The 18760-nt window shown below is 51.0% G+C and carries 16 protein-coding genes; 3 read left to right on the top strand and 13 right to left on the bottom strand.

Annotated features, from left to right (window positions below):
- Positions 1-77 precede the first annotated feature (77 nt).
- Positions 78-2132: an FUSC family membrane protein gene (locus tag AC1HDJ_RS03695; protein ID WP_479533476.1), complete on the top strand. Its 2055-nt coding sequence runs from the start codon at positions 78-80 to the stop codon at positions 2130-2132.
- 50 nt (positions 2133-2182) lie between these two features.
- Here AC1HDJ_RS03695 and AC1HDJ_RS03690 read toward each other — a convergent pair whose 3' ends face one another.
- From AC1HDJ_RS03690 to AC1HDJ_RS03660, 7 genes are all read right to left on the bottom strand, one after another.
- Entirely contained in the window at positions 2183-3172 is a 990-nt protein-coding gene (locus tag AC1HDJ_RS03690) for a 2-oxoadipate dioxygenase/decarboxylase family protein (RefSeq protein WP_479533474.1), read from the bottom strand.
- A gap of 51 nt (positions 3173-3223) precedes the next feature.
- Positions 3224-4759: a succinylglutamate-semialdehyde dehydrogenase gene (gene astD, locus AC1HDJ_RS03685; RefSeq protein ID WP_479533472.1), complete on the bottom strand. Its 1536-nt coding sequence runs from the start codon at positions 4757-4759 to the stop codon at positions 3224-3226.
- 41 nt (positions 4760-4800) lie between these two features.
- On the bottom strand, positions 4801-5820 hold the full coding sequence (gene astA / locus AC1HDJ_RS03680; RefSeq protein WP_479533470.1) for an arginine N-succinyltransferase: 1020 nt from the start codon (positions 5818-5820) through the stop codon (positions 4801-4803).
- An 83-nt stretch (positions 5821-5903) separates the two neighbouring features.
- Positions 5904-7178 (bottom strand): aspartate aminotransferase family protein, encoded by a 1275-nt coding sequence (locus tag AC1HDJ_RS03675; RefSeq protein ID WP_479536982.1) that lies wholly within the window; start codon positions 7176-7178, stop codon positions 5904-5906.
- A gap of 270 nt (positions 7179-7448) precedes the next feature.
- Positions 7449-8024: an aminodeoxychorismate synthase component II gene (locus tag AC1HDJ_RS03670; RefSeq protein WP_479533468.1), complete on the bottom strand. Its 576-nt coding sequence runs from the start codon at positions 8022-8024 to the stop codon at positions 7449-7451.
- 294 nt (positions 8025-8318) lie between these two features.
- Positions 8319-8642, bottom strand: a complete 324-nt coding sequence (locus AC1HDJ_RS03665) for a YmgD family protein (RefSeq protein ID WP_479533466.1) — start codon at positions 8640-8642, stop codon at positions 8319-8321.
- 61 nt (positions 8643-8703) lie between these two features.
- On the bottom strand, positions 8704-9069 hold the full coding sequence (locus AC1HDJ_RS03660) for a YMGG-like glycine zipper-containing protein (RefSeq protein WP_479533464.1): 366 nt from the start codon (positions 9067-9069) through the stop codon (positions 8704-8706).
- 278 nt (positions 9070-9347) lie between these two features.
- Here AC1HDJ_RS03660 and tsgA point away from each other — a divergent pair, with 278 nt between their 5' ends.
- Positions 9348-10526, top strand: a complete 1179-nt coding sequence (gene tsgA / locus AC1HDJ_RS03655) for an MFS transporter TsgA (RefSeq protein ID WP_479533462.1) — start codon at positions 9348-9350, stop codon at positions 10524-10526.
- 263 nt (positions 10527-10789) lie between these two features.
- Here tsgA and AC1HDJ_RS03650 read toward each other — a convergent pair whose 3' ends face one another.
- The 3 genes from AC1HDJ_RS03650 to AC1HDJ_RS03640 form a co-directional block, all read right to left on the bottom strand.
- The gene (locus AC1HDJ_RS03650) at positions 10790-11137 is read right to left on the bottom strand and encodes a YegP family protein (protein WP_479533460.1); all 348 of its coding nucleotides are present in this window, start codon (positions 11135-11137) and stop codon (positions 10790-10792) included.
- A gap of 187 nt (positions 11138-11324) precedes the next feature.
- Positions 11325-12788, bottom strand: a complete 1464-nt coding sequence (locus tag AC1HDJ_RS03645) for a VWA domain-containing protein (protein WP_479533458.1) — start codon at positions 12786-12788, stop codon at positions 11325-11327.
- Positions 12775-14406: an AAA family ATPase gene (locus tag AC1HDJ_RS03640; protein WP_479533456.1), complete on the bottom strand. Its 1632-nt coding sequence runs from the start codon at positions 14404-14406 to the stop codon at positions 12775-12777. Before AC1HDJ_RS03640 ends, AC1HDJ_RS03645 begins: the two co-directional genes overlap by 14 nt.
- Before the next feature lie 31 nt (positions 14407-14437).
- Between AC1HDJ_RS03640 and AC1HDJ_RS03635 the strand changes: the two genes are divergently transcribed.
- Positions 14438-14737 (top strand): hypothetical protein, encoded by a 300-nt coding sequence (locus tag AC1HDJ_RS03635; RefSeq protein WP_479533454.1) that lies wholly within the window; start codon positions 14438-14440, stop codon positions 14735-14737.
- Between the two features lie 32 nt (positions 14738-14769).
- On the opposite strand, the gene AC1HDJ_RS03630 is transcribed toward AC1HDJ_RS03635, so the two are convergent.
- The 3 genes from AC1HDJ_RS03630 to trpS form a co-directional block, all read right to left on the bottom strand.
- Entirely contained in the window at positions 14770-16041 is a 1272-nt protein-coding gene (locus AC1HDJ_RS03630; protein ID WP_479533452.1) for a cytosine deaminase, read from the bottom strand.
- Positions 16042-16181: 140 nt separating this feature from the next.
- Entirely contained in the window at positions 16182-17480 is a 1299-nt protein-coding gene (gene codB, locus AC1HDJ_RS03625; RefSeq protein ID WP_479533450.1) for a cytosine permease, read from the bottom strand.
- A gap of 218 nt (positions 17481-17698) precedes the next feature.
- Complete coding sequence (gene trpS, locus AC1HDJ_RS03620) at positions 17699-18724, bottom strand: tryptophan--tRNA ligase (protein ID WP_479533448.1); 1026 nt, start codon at positions 18722-18724, stop codon at positions 17699-17701.
- Positions 18725-18760: the final 36 nt, after the last annotated feature.

The following is an 18760-nucleotide window of genomic DNA, read 5'->3' as shown; positions in this document are numbered from 1 at the left end:
TTAAGGCGCTTTTTAGCGCCTTTTGTGTTTTGATCTTTGGCTACCGACCTGCATAACCGCTATGCCGAGAAGTATTCATGAGATCACTAAAACGCCTGTTGCTACACCCTGAATTTAATTTTGGCCTGCGCCAGACACTGATTGTTGCCATTCCGGTATTAATCGCCTTAGCGTTTAATCATATGGAGCTGGGGCTATTACTGTTTATGGCAGTACCCTGCTGCACAGTAGCAGGCCTTGATGCGCCGCAACAAAACTACCTACAACGCGTACTGCGCATTGCACTGACCTTTTCAGGTGCCAGCTTGTGTGTCGGGATACTCACCACTCTGCATGTTCCTGAGCCGCTAATCTTACTACTGCTGGCACTGCTGTTCGGTGTGGTGCGTGAAATTAGCAGCCAAAATACCCGTTTAATGCCAGCTTGCTTAGCTGCCGGGATCTTAACCCTTGCGCTGCTGAAGGTATTCCCGTTCTGGAGTGCCGCTTGTGTATTTTTTATCGGCGTACTCTGGTTTGGGCTGTTCACCTTTTGCTGGATCCACCTGTGGAAGTTTGTTCCGCTACGCGACAGCCTGCACAAAACCTTCAATGCGCTGGCTGACTACCTTGATACCAAATACCAGATTTTAGTCAGCGCCGATAACCCGGAACAGGCCAGCCTACACCTGCTCAGTAAGCAACAAACCCTGATGGAGCTTCTGTCACAAAGCAGCCAGATGTTGCAGCAGCTCGATGCCCAAAACTGGCGCGGCGGGCAACAAATGCTGCAACTGTTCCAGACCGCGCTTGATCTGCAAGAGCACATCACCAGCAGCTTAAACCAGCCGGCACGGGTACAAGAGGAGATCCGCACCTATCAGGCCGATGCGGTGATTCTGGGGAATGTGGCGCTGATGGTGCAACGCTTGCGCCAAATCGCCGATGCCATTTTGTATAGCGAAACTATTCCACCTTTTACCATGCAGGCCACGCTTGATGAGCTGACCACGCTGCAAAAAGCCTCGCCAGACAGCGAGGTACTGACATTCTGCCACTACCATTTCAGCCGGATCGCGCAACTCCTCAATGCGCTGTGCCCGCTGTATCAGCGCGAACTGTGTCCGAGTATTCCCAGCCCGCCGCTGTTTACCGCACTTCGCAACTATCTGAACTGGCAATCCGCCTCATTGCGAATGGCGGCTCGCAGCGGGCTAACGCTGGCGATTGGCGCGGAAATCGGTGCGCTACTCTCACTGCCGCGCGCTTACTGGGTACTGCTGACCATTGTGCTGGTAATGCAAAGCGGTTATAACGCCACTAAAGTGCGTATTCAGCATCGGGCATACGGCACATTACTGGGGCTGATGATCGGCACGGGAGTTTTAATGCTCAACCTTCCGGTAGCCTGGCTGCTTGCGTTTATGTTTTTTGGTACGCTGATTGGCTTTTCGCTAGTACACAATCACTATGGCTGGGCGGTGGTATTACTGACCGTAATGGTGGTTTGCCTGCTACAACTGCTGACCCATGACAGCGCAGCATTCTTGGTTGCCCGGCTAGAAGATACCTTACTGGGGTGTGTGCTGGCCTTTCTTAGCACCATGCTGCTGTGGCCGCAATGGCAGAGTACCCGCTTACTTGGCTATGCCGATACACTGCTTGGCACTGTCTGGCAGCATGTAAACCGCTTAATTCATATGCTCGAACGGCAGGCAGTGAACTCGGGTGAACTCAGTCTTTCCCGTATCACCATGAATCAGGCGCAAATGGATATGAACAACGCCTATACGCAGGCACTGCAAGAGCCTGGATATAACAGTTTGTATCTGAAGGAGATCTTACTGTGGCAATCACACAGCCAGCAGGTTGTTGAGCATATCAACAGCATGACTGTCGAGATCCGTGAGGGAGCGAACTTACCGGAAGAGGCGCTGCAACAGTATCGTGCAGCCATTGAGTTTGCCATTCAGGCATGCCAGCAACAACTCACTCACCGTACACCGATTACCAACAGCAGTTTGCTAGCCCTTCCAATGCCGCCACTGCCAGAAGAGCGCAGCGCACTTGATCACCACTTCTATCGGATCATCTCTCATCTCAATGAGATGTATGCGCTGTCGGGGTTAGCCGTCACCTCTCGAGGGCTATAACACACAATATGGCTCAACACACATAGCCCCAAGCAGTGGGGCTATTTTTTCTACGCTCCCGACCCACGAAAATTCGTACTACTAAAAATTTTATCCGCCGATGACTCAACAAACCCCTGAAACAGCACACCATCGGCTTGCCGATAGCGCAGTGCGAATTCATAAAAGCAACCGGGAATAGTTGCACGCTGATCACTAAACGCCACCTCCACAGGGTCGGCCAGCGTTGCCGATTGCTCAAGATACACATCCGCCGAGCCTTTAATCTCACCCCCTATGCTATTGAGCACTATCCCGCTGTTTTTTATCTGCTGATTTAAGGCCGCAAGGCTGTGAAACGCCGTTAATTGATTAACCGACACCGTAAAGTGATTAGCACGAAAACCCAACGCGGCCAGCCATCCCGCATACTCACTTTCCGCCCGCAAACTCTGGTACTCACCCCAAGATAACCCCCAGATACGCCCCGCATATAAAGCCGCCGCACTGTCGAACATCCCCGCTGGCAACTCATCAATCAAACGGTCAATTAAACGCACTGCTGCGGCAGACAACCCATCTACCCGTAACTCTGACATGAAAATCTTCGGTATCCGCGGATCAACATGCTCAAGGTGCACCGCATCAAGCTGTTTTTGCGTGAACTGGTACTGCCCCGCTACCCGATAGCCCCACTGCTCTAGCAGCGGAATTTGTACTCCCAGCCCCACGCTCGGGCGGTTAAACGTCCGCAGTGCAATATGATCATTAACAATCGCCTCATCTCCGCCCAGCAGCGTGTGGATCTGGCGAGCGCTCGGCGTATGCTGCACATAATCTTGCCATAACCTAGCAAACCACTGTGTTAACGGGTCATCAGTATGCCGCGTATTTTCGCTCTGTTTATTACCACCACTTTGATTATCAACACCGCTATTTTCAAAGCCCTTATTCTGGGATAGAGCTAGATCTGGCGGAAACTGAGACTTATGCGAACAGGCCGCACTTTTCGCGGCATCAGGGTCAGGCAATACCTGAGAAAAATGAGAATCTGTTGGCATACTCGGTTCCCCTTACGCAATAACGGCAAAACGCAATAACAGCGCATAACGCTATAAATGCAGACCTGGGCTGAGCTGGGTAGGCAGCGTCACCCGCGGTTGCTCGATCGAGGCCACCGGATAAGCACAATAATCGGCGGCATAAAATGCCGAAGGGTGATGGTTGCCCGATGCGCCACATCCGCCAAACGGCGCGGCACTCGACGCGCCAGTTAACGGCCGATTCCAGTTCACAATACCGGCGCGGATTTGGCAGTAAAACTGCTGATACAAATCGGCGTCATCACTGAGTAATCCGGCTGAAAGCCCGTAGCGGGTTTGATTTGCCAACATCAGCGCATGGCTAAAATCACGGTAACGCTGCACCTGCAACAAAGGGCCAAAATACTCTTCATCTGGTAATGCTGGTATATCAGACACATCGATAATAGCCGGATGCAAAAATGCCGATCCCAACGCAGAGCGGCGCAGTGGCAGTAAAGAGCGTGCGCCCAGCGCAAGCAACTGCTGTTCGGTTCGGCATAACTGCTCGGCAACCTCGGCACTGATCATGCTGCCGATAAAGGGTTGCGGATCAGATTGCGGCATTCCCACCTCTAATTGCTCGCTGACCCGCAGTAATATCGCAAGCAGCTGATCGCCCTCAGCGCCCTCTGGCAACAGTAACCGGCGGGCGCTGGTACAGCGCTGTCCAGCCGATAAAAATGCCGAATGCACAATATCGTGTACCGCAGCCCGCATATCACTAACGCTTTGTACAATCAGCGGGTTATTGCCGCCCATCTCCAGCGCCACAATCCGCTGCGGAAATGCCAGTGACTCGCGCGCCAATTGCAATCCGGTAGCCGAACTGCCGGTAAACAACAGGCCATCGAGTTCGGGGGAAGCCGCCAGCGCTTTGCCGACATCACGCCCACCCTGCACCAGATTCAGTACACCGGCCGGAAGACCGCTTTGCTGCCAGAGTACCGCCACATGTGCGGCCACCAGCGGTGTCTGCTCCGAGGGTTTAAATACCACCGTATTTCCGGCCAGCAGCGCCGGAATAATGTGCCCGTTAGGCAGGTGGCCGGGAAAATTATAGGGGCCAAATACCGCCATCACCCCATGTGCCCGATGGCGCACCACCGCCCGCCCCTGCGGGAGTGCCGACTCGTGCTCGCCGCTACGCTCAAGATACGCGCGGATTGCAATCTCAGTTTTTCCCTGCATCGCCGTGACTTCTGTCCGGCTTTCCCACAGTGGTTTACCGGTCTCCTGCGTGATGGTCAGAGCAAGCGCCTCCTGATGTTGGCGCAATAGCTCGGTAAAACGCATCAACACCGTGATCCTCTGTTGCAGTGTCAGCGCCATCCATGCTGGCAATGCCTGACGCGCCGCCAACAGTGCCACCTCAATTTGGGCGGCACTGGCCGACTTACCCTGCCAGATAATTTGTGCCGTGGCCGGATTGAGGCTCTGCAAGGGTTCGCCTTCTCCGGCCAACCAGTGGCCGTTAATCCACAATAAGGGCAATTGTGCCCTTTTCGCATAATCGGGGCCTGATACGCTGAATGCAGATACGCTAAACAATGCAGAAACGGGCATGATGCCTCCTTAATGGTGCCGCCAAGCCTAAAGCCTAAAAGCTACAGCGGCAGAATGCGGATACGGTCGCCATCGCTGATCTCAAGTGCATGCGCAACGCTGGCGTTGATATGGGCTTCGTGCAGCTCTTCATCCACCGACACCATCCCCAAACAGGCTCGAAAATGGCCAAAACGGGTTGAGGTAATCAGGTGCAAACTGCCGTGCGTGCTGTCTTCGATAATGCTCGATTTCATCCGGCGGCTCTGGCGCACCGCGCGGATCTCATTTTTTGCGCACTCAACGGTCGGGCCGGCGTCAAAAATATCCACATAATTACGGTGGTGAAACCCCTCTTCGAGCAGCAATTGCAGTGCCGGTCGGGTCTGGGTATGCACCTGCCCGATCACTGCCTGCGCCTCTGCGCTCAATAAGTTGATGTAGATAGGGTGGCGCGGCATCAGTTCGGCAATAAAGCGTTTATTGCCGGTGCCAGTAAGACGGTCTGCAGTTGAAAAATCGATATCAAAAAAATGGGTTCGTAGCCACTGAAAAAAGGGCGAATGACCGCTCTCATCTGAAACGCCGCGCATTTCGGCGATCACTGTTTCGGCAAAACAGTCAGCAAATTCAGCAATAAACAGTAAACGGCATTTAGAGAGCAGCTTTCCATACAAACCTTTACGGTATTCCGGCAATAAAAACAGGGTGCACAGCTCACTCGAAGCCGTGTAATCATTGCTCAAGGTCAGGGTTTCAACAGTTTTATAGACGTTGATCTCTTTCGAAACATGGACGGCTTTAGCGCGGTGGTAGCTGTAAAAGGGGTGTTCTAATCCCACACAAGATTCAATGGCGGTTGTACCGATAATCTGCCCAGTATCAGATTCTTGGGCAACAAATAAAAAATCATAATCACCGGGGGATGTCGGCTCGGCAGCAAAAGAGCGTTCGGCATGGGCAATTCGGGCCGACAACCGTATTTCATCAGCCGGTAACGAGGTAAAGCCAAACCCAGAGGCTTGTGCGCAATGCATCAGCGCAGCCAAATCATCTGAACAAACAGGGCGGACAATCAGCATAAATGCTCCTTAATCCTGCACGATTTACGGGGCACACTATTTACAAAGCACACTGCATATTACGAAGCACACTGCGTATGCAATTAGTCAGTACGGCCAACCACTTTTAAAATTGCCGCCTGCAAACGTGCCATTCCCAAAGCAATATCCTGCTCTTCAATCAGCAACGAAGGTGCAAGGCGCAGTACATCGGGGCCGGCCATCAGCAGCATTAACCCCTCTTCTGCTGCGGCATTGAGGAACGTTTTCGCCTGTCCTGCATACTCGGCATTCAGTTCTGCCCCGATCAGTAACCCTAGCCCGCGGATATCGGAAAACAGTGCATACTGCTGGTTTATCTCGGCTAAATGCTGCCGGAACAGTGCAGCACGGGTCTGCACGCCAGCTAGCACCTCAGGTGTGTTAACAATACCGAGCACAGTATCAGCAACTGCGCAGGCCAGCGGGTTGCCACCATAGGTTGAGCCGTGTGTACCCACACTCAAACTGCCGGCAAATTCGCTGGTCGTCAGCATCGCGCCGATAGGAAAACCGCCACCAAGGGCTTTGGCGGTGGTCAGGATATCGGGGATAACGTCATAGTGCATGTAGGCATACAGATGACCACTTCGGCCAACCCCAGTTTGTACTTCATCAAAAATAAGCAGGGCATCATGCTGATCACACAAAGCCCGCAAGCCCTGTAAAAATACAGGATCGGCCGGAATAATGCCGCCTTCCCCCTGCACAGGTTCAACAATCACCGCACAGGTCTGGCTACTCATCACCGCGCGCACGGCAGCGAGATCATTAAAGGGAACATGCACGATATCGGCCGGTTTGGGGCCAAATCCGTCAGAGTATTTATGCTGCCCGCCGGCTGAAACGGTAAAAAAAGTGCGGCCATGAAAGGCGCGCTGAAAAGCGATAATCTGGGTTTTATACGGGGAGTGATGGTCAGCAGCATAACGGCGTGCCAGTTTCAGCGCGGCCTCATTGGCTTCTGCGCCTGAGTTGGCAAAAAAGACTTTACCGGCAAAGGTGTTGGTCACTAGCCGCTGCGCTAAACGCAGAGCCGGTTCGTTGGTAAATACATTGCTCAAGTGCCAGAGAGTTTCCCCCTGACGTTGCAAGGTCTCTACTAATGCAGGATGACAGTGCCCGAGCGCATTTACCGCAATACCACCGGTAAAATCGATGTACTCGCGGCCCTGCTGATCCCACACCCGCGAGCCTTTGCCACGAACCGGAATAAAAGCCGCTGGTGCGTAGTTAGGCACCATCACCTGATCAAAACACTGGCGACGCACCGGCAAAGGCGATGCAGGAAAAGAGTTGAACGGAACAGAGGCCTGTTCGGGTTGGCTGTGTTCATGCATATCATGTTCATGCATAGCGTGATCTCCGCAAAACCGACTGATGCTGCCTTGCACCAGATGTTAACAATAAGTTAACACGAGTTTTCCGGTTTTGTACATGCGGCGAAAAACTGCCCAGCGCGAGGGGTTGCTGCTTTTTTACGCACTACGCTATCATAAAAAAGCAGTTGGCATGGATTGGCGCTTCTAGTGGCAGCCTGTACGCACACGCTTTACTGCGCGTTTATGCAATAAGGCCAGATACGCGCGATGGATAAATGGAGAAATAAATTATCCGGCAATAAAATTTGCCAGCAGTGCATGCCCCTGTTCACTGAGAATACTTTCCGGATGAAACTGCACGCCGTGCAACGGCAGTGTGCGGTGGCGAATGCCCATAATCTCATCAAACTGGCCTTCGTGCTCACTCCATGCGGTGATCTCAAATTCCGCAGGTAGGCTGGTATGATCAACCACCAGCGAGTGATAACGGGTGACTTTCAGCGGATTATTCAGCCCCTCAAACACCCCCTGACCAGTATGCCTGATTGCCGAAACTTTACCGTGCATCACCTGTCTGGCTCTGACTACATCAGCACCAAATGCCTGCGCCATCGCCTGATGGCCCAAACAAACACCGAGGATCGGCAGCCGATCCGCAAAATGGCGGATCGCCGCCAGCGAAATACCGGCTTCATTGGGTGTACAAGGGCCGGGGGATATCACCAGATAGCGCGGGGCAAGCTGCTCGATATCCGCCAATGTCAGGCTATCATTACGCCGCACGCACACCTCAACCCCCAGTTCACAAAAATACTGGTACAGGTTATAGGTAAAAGAGTCGTAATTGTCGATCAGCAGCAGCATAAAAAACTCAGGAAAATATAACCGTAACCGCTATACAGCCAGAAGCCTGCAAGCGACAAAATATGTGCTGCGTTATACCCAGATCAGGCTGGAATATCAAGGAGTGCTCTCTGCGGAAACACTATCTGAGAGCATGCTCGCCTGCTCGTAAAATAAAAAGCCGCTCAGTGTGAACTGACCCCATAAAACAGGGGGAGGTTCAGACTGGGCGGCTTTTTACGGCACATAGCTTGCAATCGCATGGCTTGCAATAATGCAGCTACCGAATGCCGGATAACACGCTAGCGTGGTAACTTATTTTGCGATTTTTTCGCCAGAGAGTTCACGCATGGCGTTATCCATTGCCGTAACCAGCAGCATTTGTGGATCTTTTGCACAGAATGCGTTCAGGTTAGCAATCACTTTTCCATCAACGTCGGCTGATTTTTCGATCTTCAGACCACGGGTCTCAACACTGGCATTACCCATCAGAGCAACCAGCTCGGCTACATCTTGACTGTTCTCTTTGGCCATCTCACCGGCATCAGCACAAGTCATGTACATTTCAGCCGGTAAACCAGCAGCCCATACCGCAGGAGTTGCCGTCAGTGCCAAAGCAAACAATGCAATCTTTTTCATTTTCTCATCCCGTTAAAGCAAATTAATCTGTATAAAAACAAAAGGTCAGGCAGGCGGCTAATTACTTAATGCGCCCGATGATTGCGCCACTAGCACCACCCACCACAGCACCTTTAATTGCGCCTTCAATGCCGTTACCAGACAGCAGACCCGCAGCGACGCCGACAGCAGCACCCACTTTTGCGCCTTTGCGTGAATCACGGCCTTTTCTACCTTTGTCGGTCAGCGCACCTGCTCCTGCACCTAACGCCGCGCCTTTGAGTACGCCGTTAATGCCGTTACCGGAAACTAAACCCACTGCTGCGCCAACCATTGCCCCTTTGGTCATACGGTTAGCGGAAAATGCCGCAGGTGCGGTCAGTAATGATGCTGATGTCAGCAGTACGATCAGTAAACGCGGTACACGAACACCTAATTTGGCTACCATGCGCTTTTCTCCCACTTTGTATGCGATATCTATGAGCAGTAATGCACTGCTTAACTGCCGCACACAATACAAGGTGTGTAAGCGTATGTTTTAACATTTCGTGGCATTTACCCTTTTTATCCCCCGATAAAAGCGAAAAAATATCTACGCAGGTCACATTTCCATACAATTTTGTATGACCTAAAGTTACACTTTAGTGATCTGACGCACAAAGCTACGCAAACGTTTTACATAGACTGCGCGCTTTTATTTTCTCACTCCAAATACGGTAACTTGCGATGAGCACAATGAACCGAATCCGATTAACCTGGATTAGCTTCCTGTCATTTGGCCTGACCGGCGCCCTGATTGTTGTTACAGGGATAGTCATGAACTCGGTGGCCGACTTCTTTCAAATTCCGCTGGCCGACATGGGTAATACTTTCACCTTTCTGAATACCGGTATTCTGGTCGCGATATTTTTGAATGCGTGGTTGGTCGATATAATCTCCCTCAAACGGCAGTTAAGTTTTGGCTTTGTGCTGATGCTGTTAAGCGTGTTGGGGCTGATGTTCAGCCACGGGCTAGGGTTATTTTCACTGAGCATGTTTGTTCTGGGTATTGTCAGCGGCATTACTATGTCAATCGGCACTTACTTAATTGCTCATCTATATCATGGCCGCCAGCGTGGTTCTATGCTGCTGATTACTGACTCTTTTTTCAGTATGGCGGGGATGATTTTTCCGGTTGCGGCTGGCTATATTTTGGCAACCCATTGTGCATGGTATTGGGTGTATGCACTGATTGCGGTGATTTATCTGGCAATTTTCATTCTGACGCTGACCTCTGAATTTCCACCACTGCATCTGGAAAAAAAGCAAAACAGCCAACCTGCACCAACAGAGCGCTGGGGAACCGGTGTGTATCTGATTGCCTGTGCCGCACTGTGCTATATCCTCGGGCAGATGATTTTTATCTCTTGGCTGCCTGATTATGTCGAAAACAGTTTTGCGATGAGCGTTGAAAAAGCCGGTACGCTCGTGGGCAGTTTCTGGATGGCTTACATGATTGGCATGTGGATTTTCAGTCTGTTAGTGCGGGCTTTTGAGCTGTATCGTCTGGTGCTGGTGCTGACCATTCTGGCCGCAGCAGCCATGTATGCCTTTATCGGCGATACACATGCCCAATATCTGCATGTCTCAATTATTGCGCTTGGTTTTGTCTCCAGTGCTATTTACACCTCACTGATTACACTGGGATCACAGCAAACCAAAACCGCATCGCCAAGGTTGGTTAACTTTATTCTGACCTGCGGCACAGTCGGCACTATGCTCACTTTCGTGGTCAGCAGCCCAATTATTCACCAGTTCGGGACCAAAACTGCGCTTTGGGTGGCAAACGGGCTCTACTTTGCCGTATTTGTGTTTACCTTGTTGCTCGGTGCATTTACCCAGCACCGTACACACGGGCATGTCTGATTTGACGCGTTAATTGATTGAAAACGCATTGAAAATGGCTTGAAGATTAATTCGATAATTGGTGCGATATAACCTGAATATCGCGGTATAACGCACCAATTACCGATAAGTACCGATAAGTACCGATAAGTACCGATAAGGTAAGCACTGATACAATAGATACAATAGATACAATAGATACAATAGATACAATAGATACAATAATTACCCATCAAATAATCATTGATAAACGAATCACCGATCCCCCCGTCAGGAGTAAACCGTTAACCCTTATCATGTAGGGTTAAATCACGGATATCCGTGCTCAACCCGTTTTTCATTACCGACTGAATACCGTGCTGGGCGGAGGCTTCCGAAGCATACATCTGGCTCTGACCGATAATCTGGTGATTACGCGCTTTGAGCACAAAATAGGGCTTATTTGAGCTAGAATGCTTTAACTCAAAATGCGCCTCATCCGGCGCATTTTTTTGTACCGATTCAATGCCATTTAGGGCCGCCGCCTTTGATGTATAGCGCTCACTGCTCAGAATAATCTCGCCGTTACTGGCCTTTAAATTAAACACGAACTGCCCGTCAGAGGCTTTTTTCAGTTCAAAATGCCCGATCATGCTCCAACCTTATTCTCATTTCTGTTTTGTCTACCACTGTGGATACACAGCCCCGATGACCCATTTTCGCTTAGATGGCACGGTATATTTCCCCGCGCAACCGTAACAGGTTCTACTAATAAAAGTAGTTCGTGAAATGCCAGCCCGTAGAATTTATTTTCAGCCGTAACCGCTGTCAGCCAGCATATTAACGAATACGCTGCAGCACCCGTCCGGAAAGCGAAGCATCAATTTGCCACTGATAATCAAAGTGCTGCATCACACTCGGATTTCCCTGCGTAGAAAGGCTGATCGCGTGCAGGCGGTTACCCGCCTGATGCACATCAGCAAGTTGACTGATAAGCGAGTCAGATAAACGGTTGGTGATAAAATCAGACAGAACAATCAGATCCGCATTACGGTAGGCCGACTCTTTTTGTAACAGCAGTGCCCGCTCAATACAGGCATTTAAATCTGTTCCGCCCAGAAAACGGTACGATAAAAAGGCTTTGGCATGGCTCATGCCCTGTGCGCCGTTTAGCTCAAAACAGACTACATTGGTGGAAAAAATCAGCACATAGCAGCTGCGCCCCTGTGCGATAGCCTGCTGCATCAGTGCCAGACACATCCCTTTTGCGCAGCGCTCCGGATAACCGGCCATTGAACCGGATGTATCTACACAAATAATAAACGGCCCGCCACGCTCAAGCCCGGCCGGTTGTGGCTGTTGCTGGGCACTGCGGTGCTGTGGCTGGATCACCTGATCACTGCCATCGAGCTGATAGCTGAGCAACTGCCCCTCGGCCAGCTGTTTGTAGAACAAAAACTCAAGCTCATCAACCGACAGCATAATTGCCGAACTGGTCAGTAACCGCTCCAGATCACGGCCAAAACGAATACCCGCCACCTCTTCCGGTTGCGGCACTTTCTGAGCCGCCCGTTGTGGCGCAGTGCGCTGGCGTTGCTGCGCAGCCATCGCCTCTGCCGCTTTACGGCCAAGTTCAGCGGCAATGGTTTTCAATGCCGATTGGCGGCTCAGCCACTGAGCCAGTGCCGCCAACTCGGTCATCTCTCGGCGGCTGAGTGTGGCATCGGCCATATCCCAGAGTCGGCCTGACTGCTCGCTATCCCCCGCAGGCACAAGCTGCGTGAGCTGCTCAGTACTCTGCATCCGCTGATACAGAGCCTCTAGCTGCACCGCGCGGGCCTTATCCAGCCAGACAATCTGTTCGGCAAGCACATCCTGATCAAGATAACGCTCCCAGCGCACCATAAACTCGCTGCGCAGCTCGGTTAACTCTTTCTCGGAACGGTGTGATTTGTAGGCATTAATCAGCGGTTTTATCGCGCTTTCAAGCGGGGCAACACCTTTGATTTGCAGCCGTAAGGCTTCAAGATGAGTCAGAAACTCGCCCATCTCCATCGTCTCATAGCTATGAAATAGCCCGAGCGTATGAATGGCCGCCTGCGACAGATTCTGGTGCAAAATCACCACGCTCATCCGTGCTTTCCAGCGATCGGCCTCACGCTGTAACAGCCCTTTTAACCACGGCTGCCGCGTTGTATGCTCCTGTAACTGGGGCGATTGCAGCAGCTGTTTTCCGGCCTGTTCAACCACCCGCTCGACATGTTTTAGCGCAGCGTTGAGCAAGGTAGGATCACGCACCGGCATGGTGTTTGATCCGCTGATAGGTCGTATCTATTCCTTGAATACCGTCTTTCACCTGTGCCAAATCGCTAAGTAACTGATCTAAGCTCTGCTGGATCTGATCAATAAACAGCTGATCGGCAAAATGGTGCGGCACCGATTTCAGGAACTGATCGCGCTGCACCTGTAGGCGTTGCATGAGTATTTGCTGTTGTTGCTCAAGGGCGGTTAAGGCGGTTTGCCATTGCTGCTCAGTCTGCGCACTCACCGGCCAGATACCGGAGATCCCAAGAGGTACATCGTGGTTAGCGCTGTCACGCACGACTAGCTGCATCTGGCTATCCAGCGCAAAGCTGACATGCTGCGAACTGGTCTGGGTATTGATAAAAACAGCTACCGTGCCCTGCCCTTTAGCCAGCAGCTTTTGTAGTTCAGTCGGGTCAAGTAACAGCTGATAAGCTGGTTCTGGGCTGGCACGGGTTAAGACCGGATCGGCCACCAGCGGGATCAGGCGAATCAACCCCTTGTGTGCCATATGGCGAAACTCAGCGGCCTGACTCAGATCCAGCTGATAACGCTCACCACGTAGACCATTGCTTTTGATCAGTAAAGGCCGAACCGCTGCCATACGGGTTGCTAGCTGATGCACAATTTGATCATGCAGATGAGCGATTTGCTCGCGAAATTCGCGCTGATCATAGGCCATGTTTTCCGCATAATCACTGATCAATGTGCGAACAAATTCACGGGTTGGCAGATCACGCCACAGGCAGTTAACCAAAATCAGCAGATCAGTCGGGGTAATCTGCGCACGGCCGTTAAAAAACGCACATGCTCGCAGCAGGTGAATAGATTTTTTCCAGCGCCGATCCGAGATATACAGATCAATCTCTGGGTCTTGCTGCTGTTTCTCTTCCAGCTGCGTTTTAATGTAGTAGATTTTTTCAAAACAGCTGTCGGGCAGGCTCACCAGCGGGATCTGCTGCTGCCATGCCAGATACTCCTGCTCTGAAATTTTCAGATCAGCCGGTACAGGATCACGGTAGACATCATCAGCTGCCACCACCATAGAGCGAAAATTATCTTTCTGCTCCACTTTACCCACATACACCCGCAGCAGCATGCGATCATAAAACGGATCAAGCCCGCCGTGCGGATCGGGCAACTCATTTGAGGCGGTGATCAGTAAACGCATCGGCAGCTTAAGCATCTGTGTGCCGTTACGAAACAGCTTTTCGTTCAATACAGTCAGCAGAGTATTTAGGATAGCGGGGCTGGCTTTCCAGATCTCATCCAAAAAAACAATGTGAGCTGCCGGAAGATAGCCTTCGGTCAAGCGCACATACAAACCCTGCTCTTTGAGCGCCAAAATAGAGAGCGGGCCAAATACCTCTTCCGGTGTCGAAAAGCGGGTCATCAGATATTCAAAGGTACTCGCTTCATTGAACGCATACATTAAACGCTTTGCGATCAGGCTTTTACCAATACCCGGTGGCCCAAGTAAAAAAACACTCTCGCCGGATAACGCCGCCAGTAAGCTGAGTTTAAAGGCATTTTGGCGTTCGTATACGCCTTCGCACAAATGATGATTCAGGCGGCTGACGCGGCTGTTCAACCGTTCGCCTTGTTGTAAAGAGAACATTAAGCGCACTTCCTCTGAGCATCTGCCGTATTTGGTACAACACCCTAAAATCGGTGGTACATACGGCAGAATCCATCTATTACAACGTGCAGCAGCAGAATATTTAGGGGATAACCTGACTCACAACACAATACAACGTCGCGCATCAACTTACTTGCCACGGCAAGGCCATGTCAATTGTTCAGAACACCAAGCTTTGATACAAATTGTCACACTCAATCACAATACAACACAATCACCAAAATCGATTAACATTATTCTTGAAGTTCACCGCACAATAAAAAACCGAGCCAGTACTGCACTGTCTGGCGCAAATACCGTACTCGGTTAATCAGATGTGATCAGTTGGCGAAAAAAGCCACACTAGCGGGAAAATGTTACTTTTTCTGCTTCAGGTAGATAAATATGTGTTTGCGCCGGTTGAGTTGTTGCGATCACCTTACCATCACGCACCGAATAACGAACCGGCACTTGGCGGCGCAGAGCATCAAAACCATTTTCGGCCGGAAGAATAAGCACACTACCGCGCTTACCCACTTCAAGGCCATAATCTTGCAAATTCAAAGTACGCGCGCTGTAGTCAGAAATCAGTTTCAGGCCATCATTAAGCTGGCCATAGCCCATCAACTGACACACGTGCATGCCCATATGCAGCACCTGCAACATATTAGCCGTACCAAGCGGATACCAAGGGTCAAACACATCATCATGCCCGAAACAGACATTAATACCCGACTCGAGCATCTCTTTCACGCGCGTAACACCACGGCGCTTAGGGTAAGTATCAAAACGCCCCTGCAGGTGAATATTCACCAGCGGATTGGCAACAAAGTTAATGCCCGATATGCGCAATAACCGGAACAAGCGTGAAGCATACGCGCCATTGTACGAATGCATTGCCGTGGTATGGCTGGCAGTCACCCGCTCGCCCATCCCCTCGCGGTGCGCCAGTGCCGCCAGCGTTTCAACAAAGCGTGACTGCTCATCATCAATTTCATCGCAGTGCACATCCACCAAGCGGTCATACTTGGCCGCCAGCGTCATCATTTTATGCAGTGATTCAACGCCATACTCACGGGTAAACTCAAAGTGCGGAATCGCACCGACCACATCAGCCCCCAAACGCAATGCCTCTTCCAGCAGAGCCTCACCGTTCGGGTAAGAGAGAATGCCCTCTTGCGGGAATGCCACAATTTGCAAATCAACCCAATCAGCCACTTCCTGTTTTACTTCCAGCATGGCTTTGAGCGCGGTCAGCTGCTGATCAGAGACATCCACATGGGTACGCACATGCTGAATACCGTTGGCTATCTGCCATTTCAGTGTCTGCCATGCACGCTGCTTAACATCTTCATGCGTCAGGAAGGCTTTGCGCTCTGCCCAGCACTCAATTCCCTCAAACAACGTGCCTGAGTCATTCCAGCGTGGAACACCGGCTGTTTGGGTAGTATCTAAGTGAATATGGGGTTCGATAAACGGTGCACAGGCTAATCCGCCTTCAGCATCAATCACCTCAGCCCCTTCAGGGATCGGCGCTGCCTGTTCCATCGGCACAATATGCTGAAATTTTTGCTGATGAATTGCCAACTGCCACAAGCCTTCGCGGTCAGTGAGACGTGCATTCTGAATAAACATGGTTAGCCTCAAATTAGGGATGTTCTGTTTTTTTACAGCGAATAATCGCCTATCACAAGCAGATACGGTGGCAATCTGGCCTGTTGCCAATGCCGCCTGCCACCGTTTGTAGGAGTTAAACCCGCTATCCCGATATCCTATTATCTTACCGGAGTACTGATTTTAGTCTGCGTACCTTCACGATGACACACGGTATTACGTAGGCTGTTTTGCAACGCAAGCGGCAGGCGGTTGACTAACGGGTTCAGCACCAAATAGCTCAGTGCACCGCCCAATACCGCATTAACCGGAACAATACCCGGCAACAGATGGCCGGCTGCAACACCAAGGGCTACCGCCGCAATCGCCGCCCAGTTCACCTGCAGGAAATGTGCCTTGGCAAAATCCTGATAGTGCTTACGGCGCAACAGGTAATCGGTAATAATCACACCGCCAATCGGCGGAATGGCCGCCGATAAAAAGGTCAGCCAACCGACAAAGTTGTTATACAGCCAGAGTGCGCACAGCGTGCCAATCAGCCCGTTAACAATGGCTAACTTTTTACTCGACCAACCAGTGATATTGGCAAACCCCAGACCCGAGGCATACAGAGCATTGTCATTGGTAGTCCAGATATTAAGCCCCAGCACAATAATTGCCGGAATTAACAAGCCCTGTGCCAACATCACATCCGAAATATCGGCTTTACCCAGCACTGCCGCGCCCGCCGCACCAAATACAAACATCAGGGTGTTGCCGATGAAAAAGGCAATCATGGTGATCCAAACGGCTGATTTTGCACTGCGCCCGAAGCGGACAAAATCAGCAGTTAAACTTCCCGCACTGATAAATGACCCCACCACTAACGCCAGTGCAGTGGAAAATGAGAGCGGCTCAGTCGGCACAATTGCCTGTACCGCCGCAAGCCCGCCAGCCCCATTGACGGCCAGCCACACCGAGTAACTGCCCAAAATAGCAATTGCAGGCACGGCAATGACCGACAAGATCATCAGCGCTGAAATACCGAACATCACGGTGGCGGTCATCAGCAGGCCGGAGAGCACAATCAGCAGATTCACATCCCACCCGGTTGCTTTGCCCACCGGAATGGCAAACATTGCTACGCCAACACCAAACCAGCCAACCTGTGTACCTCCAAGCAGCGCCGAAGGCAGCCATGAACCTTTAATGCCAAATGAGTAACGTGCAAGAAGATGAGTCGAAAGGCCGGTGTCTGCACCGATGTAGCCGAGAAAAGAAGTATAAATGCCGAGAAGAAGATTACCGATGAGTACTGCGAGGAAGAAATCGTTGAAAGCTAATCCGGTGCCGAGCGTGCCGCCCGTCCACATACTGGCAGAAAAAAAGGTCAGCCCCAACATAACGAATGTTAATGACATGACCCCTTTACGCGCCGACTGAGGAACGACCCCCAGACTGTAATTGTTATCACTTGCCATTACCCCTCCCGCATCATCCGGCCAAAAAAATCTGCCGCATATTATAGCGTTAAGGATAAAATGCAAACGTTTTCGTTTGGTTTTTACATCAGACAAATAGCAGTAAAAACCAGACAATAACGCTAACTCAGTGTATTACATAAAAAAACCATCGCAGCAGGTCAGCATAGCGGTGGTTTTTAAATATTAATGCGTTAAATCGCGGTATTTATCCGCGCTTATTTCGGGCGAGCCACAAATCCAACCGCTTGGTAAACGCTGCGTAGGGTTTCTTGTGCACGCACTGAGGCTTTTTCTGCGCCTTCACGCATCACCTGCTCAAGGTAGGCTTCATCAGCACGAAATGTTGCAAAGCGCTGTTGCAGCTCTGTCAGCATACCGGAAACCGCATCCGCCACGGCGCCTTTCAGATGGCCGTACATTTTCCCTTCAAACTCAGCTTCCAGCTCGCTAATGCTCTTGCCGGTAACACCAGACAAAATATCCAGCAAATTCGAAACACCCGGCTTTTCGGCCACATCATAACGCACCACAGGTGGCTCAGCCGAGTCAGTCATCGCGCGCTTAATCTTTTTAGTGACTGATTTTGGATCTTCAAGCAAACCAATCACATTATTACGGTTGTCATCAGATTTCGACATTTTCTTGGTCGGCTCAAGCAAAGACATTACGCGCGCGCCAACTTTCGGAATAAACGGCTCTGGAATACGGAAAATATCACCGTACAGCGCATTAAAGCGATGCGCCACATCACGTGTCAGCTCCAGATGCTGCTTTTGGTCTTCCCCGACCGGCACTTGTGCGGTCTGATACAACAAAATATCGGCAGCCATCAGCGCAGGGTAATCAAACAATCCGGCAGTAATGTTTTCTGCATAGCGCGATGATTTGTCTTTAAACTGTGTCATGCGGCTAAGCTCACCAAAATAGGCATAGCAGTTCAGTACCCAACCCAGCTGGGTGTGCTCCGGTACGTGTGACTGCACAAAAATAGTACTTTTAGCCGGATCAATACCACAAGCCAAATACAGTGCCAGCGTATCGAGTGTTGCTTTATACAGTGTAGCCGGATCTTGACGTACGGTAATTGCGTGCAAATCAACGATGCAAAACAGGCACTCGTACTCATCTTGCATCTTCACCCACTGGCGCAAAGCTCCCATGTAGTTACCAATGCTCAGTTCACCAGACGGCTGTACTCCGCTAAAGACAACCGGTTTTTTGCTTACAGTGGGTTCACTCATCACAACGTTTCCTAAAAATGTAGATAATCACTTGGC

The sequence above is a fragment of the Plesiomonas sp. ISS29 genome, from assembly GCF_056522795.1.
The sequence above is the reverse complement of the archived record's forward strand: the minus strand, read 5'-3'. Positions and strand labels throughout refer to the sequence as shown.

What these genes read in the sequence shown, in the direction of transcription:
- AC1HDJ_RS03690 (WP_479533474.1), bottom strand. Translation starts at nt 3,172, where the DNA reads ATGCCAACAGATTCTCATTTTTCTCAGGTATTGCCTGACCCTGATGCC.
- AC1HDJ_RS03645 (WP_479533458.1), bottom strand. Translation starts at nt 12,788, where the DNA reads ATGCCGGTGCGTGATCCTACCTTGCTCAACGCTGCGCTAAAACATGTC.
- AC1HDJ_RS03675 (WP_479536982.1), bottom strand. Translation starts at nt 7,178, where the DNA reads ATGCATGAACACAGCCAACCCGAACAGGCCTCTGTTCCGTTCAACTCT.
- AC1HDJ_RS03665 (WP_479533466.1), bottom strand. Translation starts at nt 8,642, where the DNA reads ATGAAAAAGATTGCATTGTTTGCTTTGGCACTGACGGCAACTCCTGCG.
- AC1HDJ_RS03640 (WP_479533456.1), bottom strand. Translation starts at nt 14,406, where the DNA reads ATGTTCTCTTTACAACAAGGCGAACGGTTGAACAGCCGCGTCAGCCGC.
- trpS (WP_479533448.1), bottom strand. Translation starts at nt 18,724, where the DNA reads ATGAGTGAACCCACTGTAAGCAAAAAACCGGTTGTCTTTAGCGGAGTA.
- AC1HDJ_RS03650 (WP_479533460.1), bottom strand. Translation starts at nt 11,137, where the DNA reads ATGATCGGGCATTTTGAACTGAAAAAAGCCTCTGACGGGCAGTTCGTG.
- AC1HDJ_RS03630 (WP_479533452.1), bottom strand. Translation starts at nt 16,041, where the DNA reads ATGTTTATTCAGAATGCACGTCTCACTGACCGCGAAGGCTTGTGGCAG.
- AC1HDJ_RS03660 (WP_479533464.1), bottom strand. Translation starts at nt 9,069, where the DNA reads ATGGTAGCCAAATTAGGTGTTCGTGTACCGCGTTTACTGATCGTACTG.
- codB (WP_479533450.1), bottom strand. Translation starts at nt 17,480, where the DNA reads ATGGCAAGTGATAACAATTACAGTCTGGGGGTCGTTCCTCAGTCGGCG.
- AC1HDJ_RS03695 (WP_479533476.1), top strand. Translation starts at nt 78, where the DNA reads ATGAGATCACTAAAACGCCTGTTGCTACACCCTGAATTTAATTTTGGC.
- AC1HDJ_RS03670 (WP_479533468.1), bottom strand. Translation starts at nt 8,024, where the DNA reads ATGCTGCTGCTGATCGACAATTACGACTCTTTTACCTATAACCTGTAC.
- astA (WP_479533470.1), bottom strand. Translation starts at nt 5,820, where the DNA reads ATGCTGATTGTCCGCCCTGTTTGTTCAGATGATTTGGCTGCGCTGATG.
- tsgA (WP_479533462.1), top strand. Translation starts at nt 9,348, where the DNA reads ATGAGCACAATGAACCGAATCCGATTAACCTGGATTAGCTTCCTGTCA.
- astD (WP_479533472.1), bottom strand. Translation starts at nt 4,759, where the DNA reads ATGCCCGTTTCTGCATTGTTTAGCGTATCTGCATTCAGCGTATCAGGC.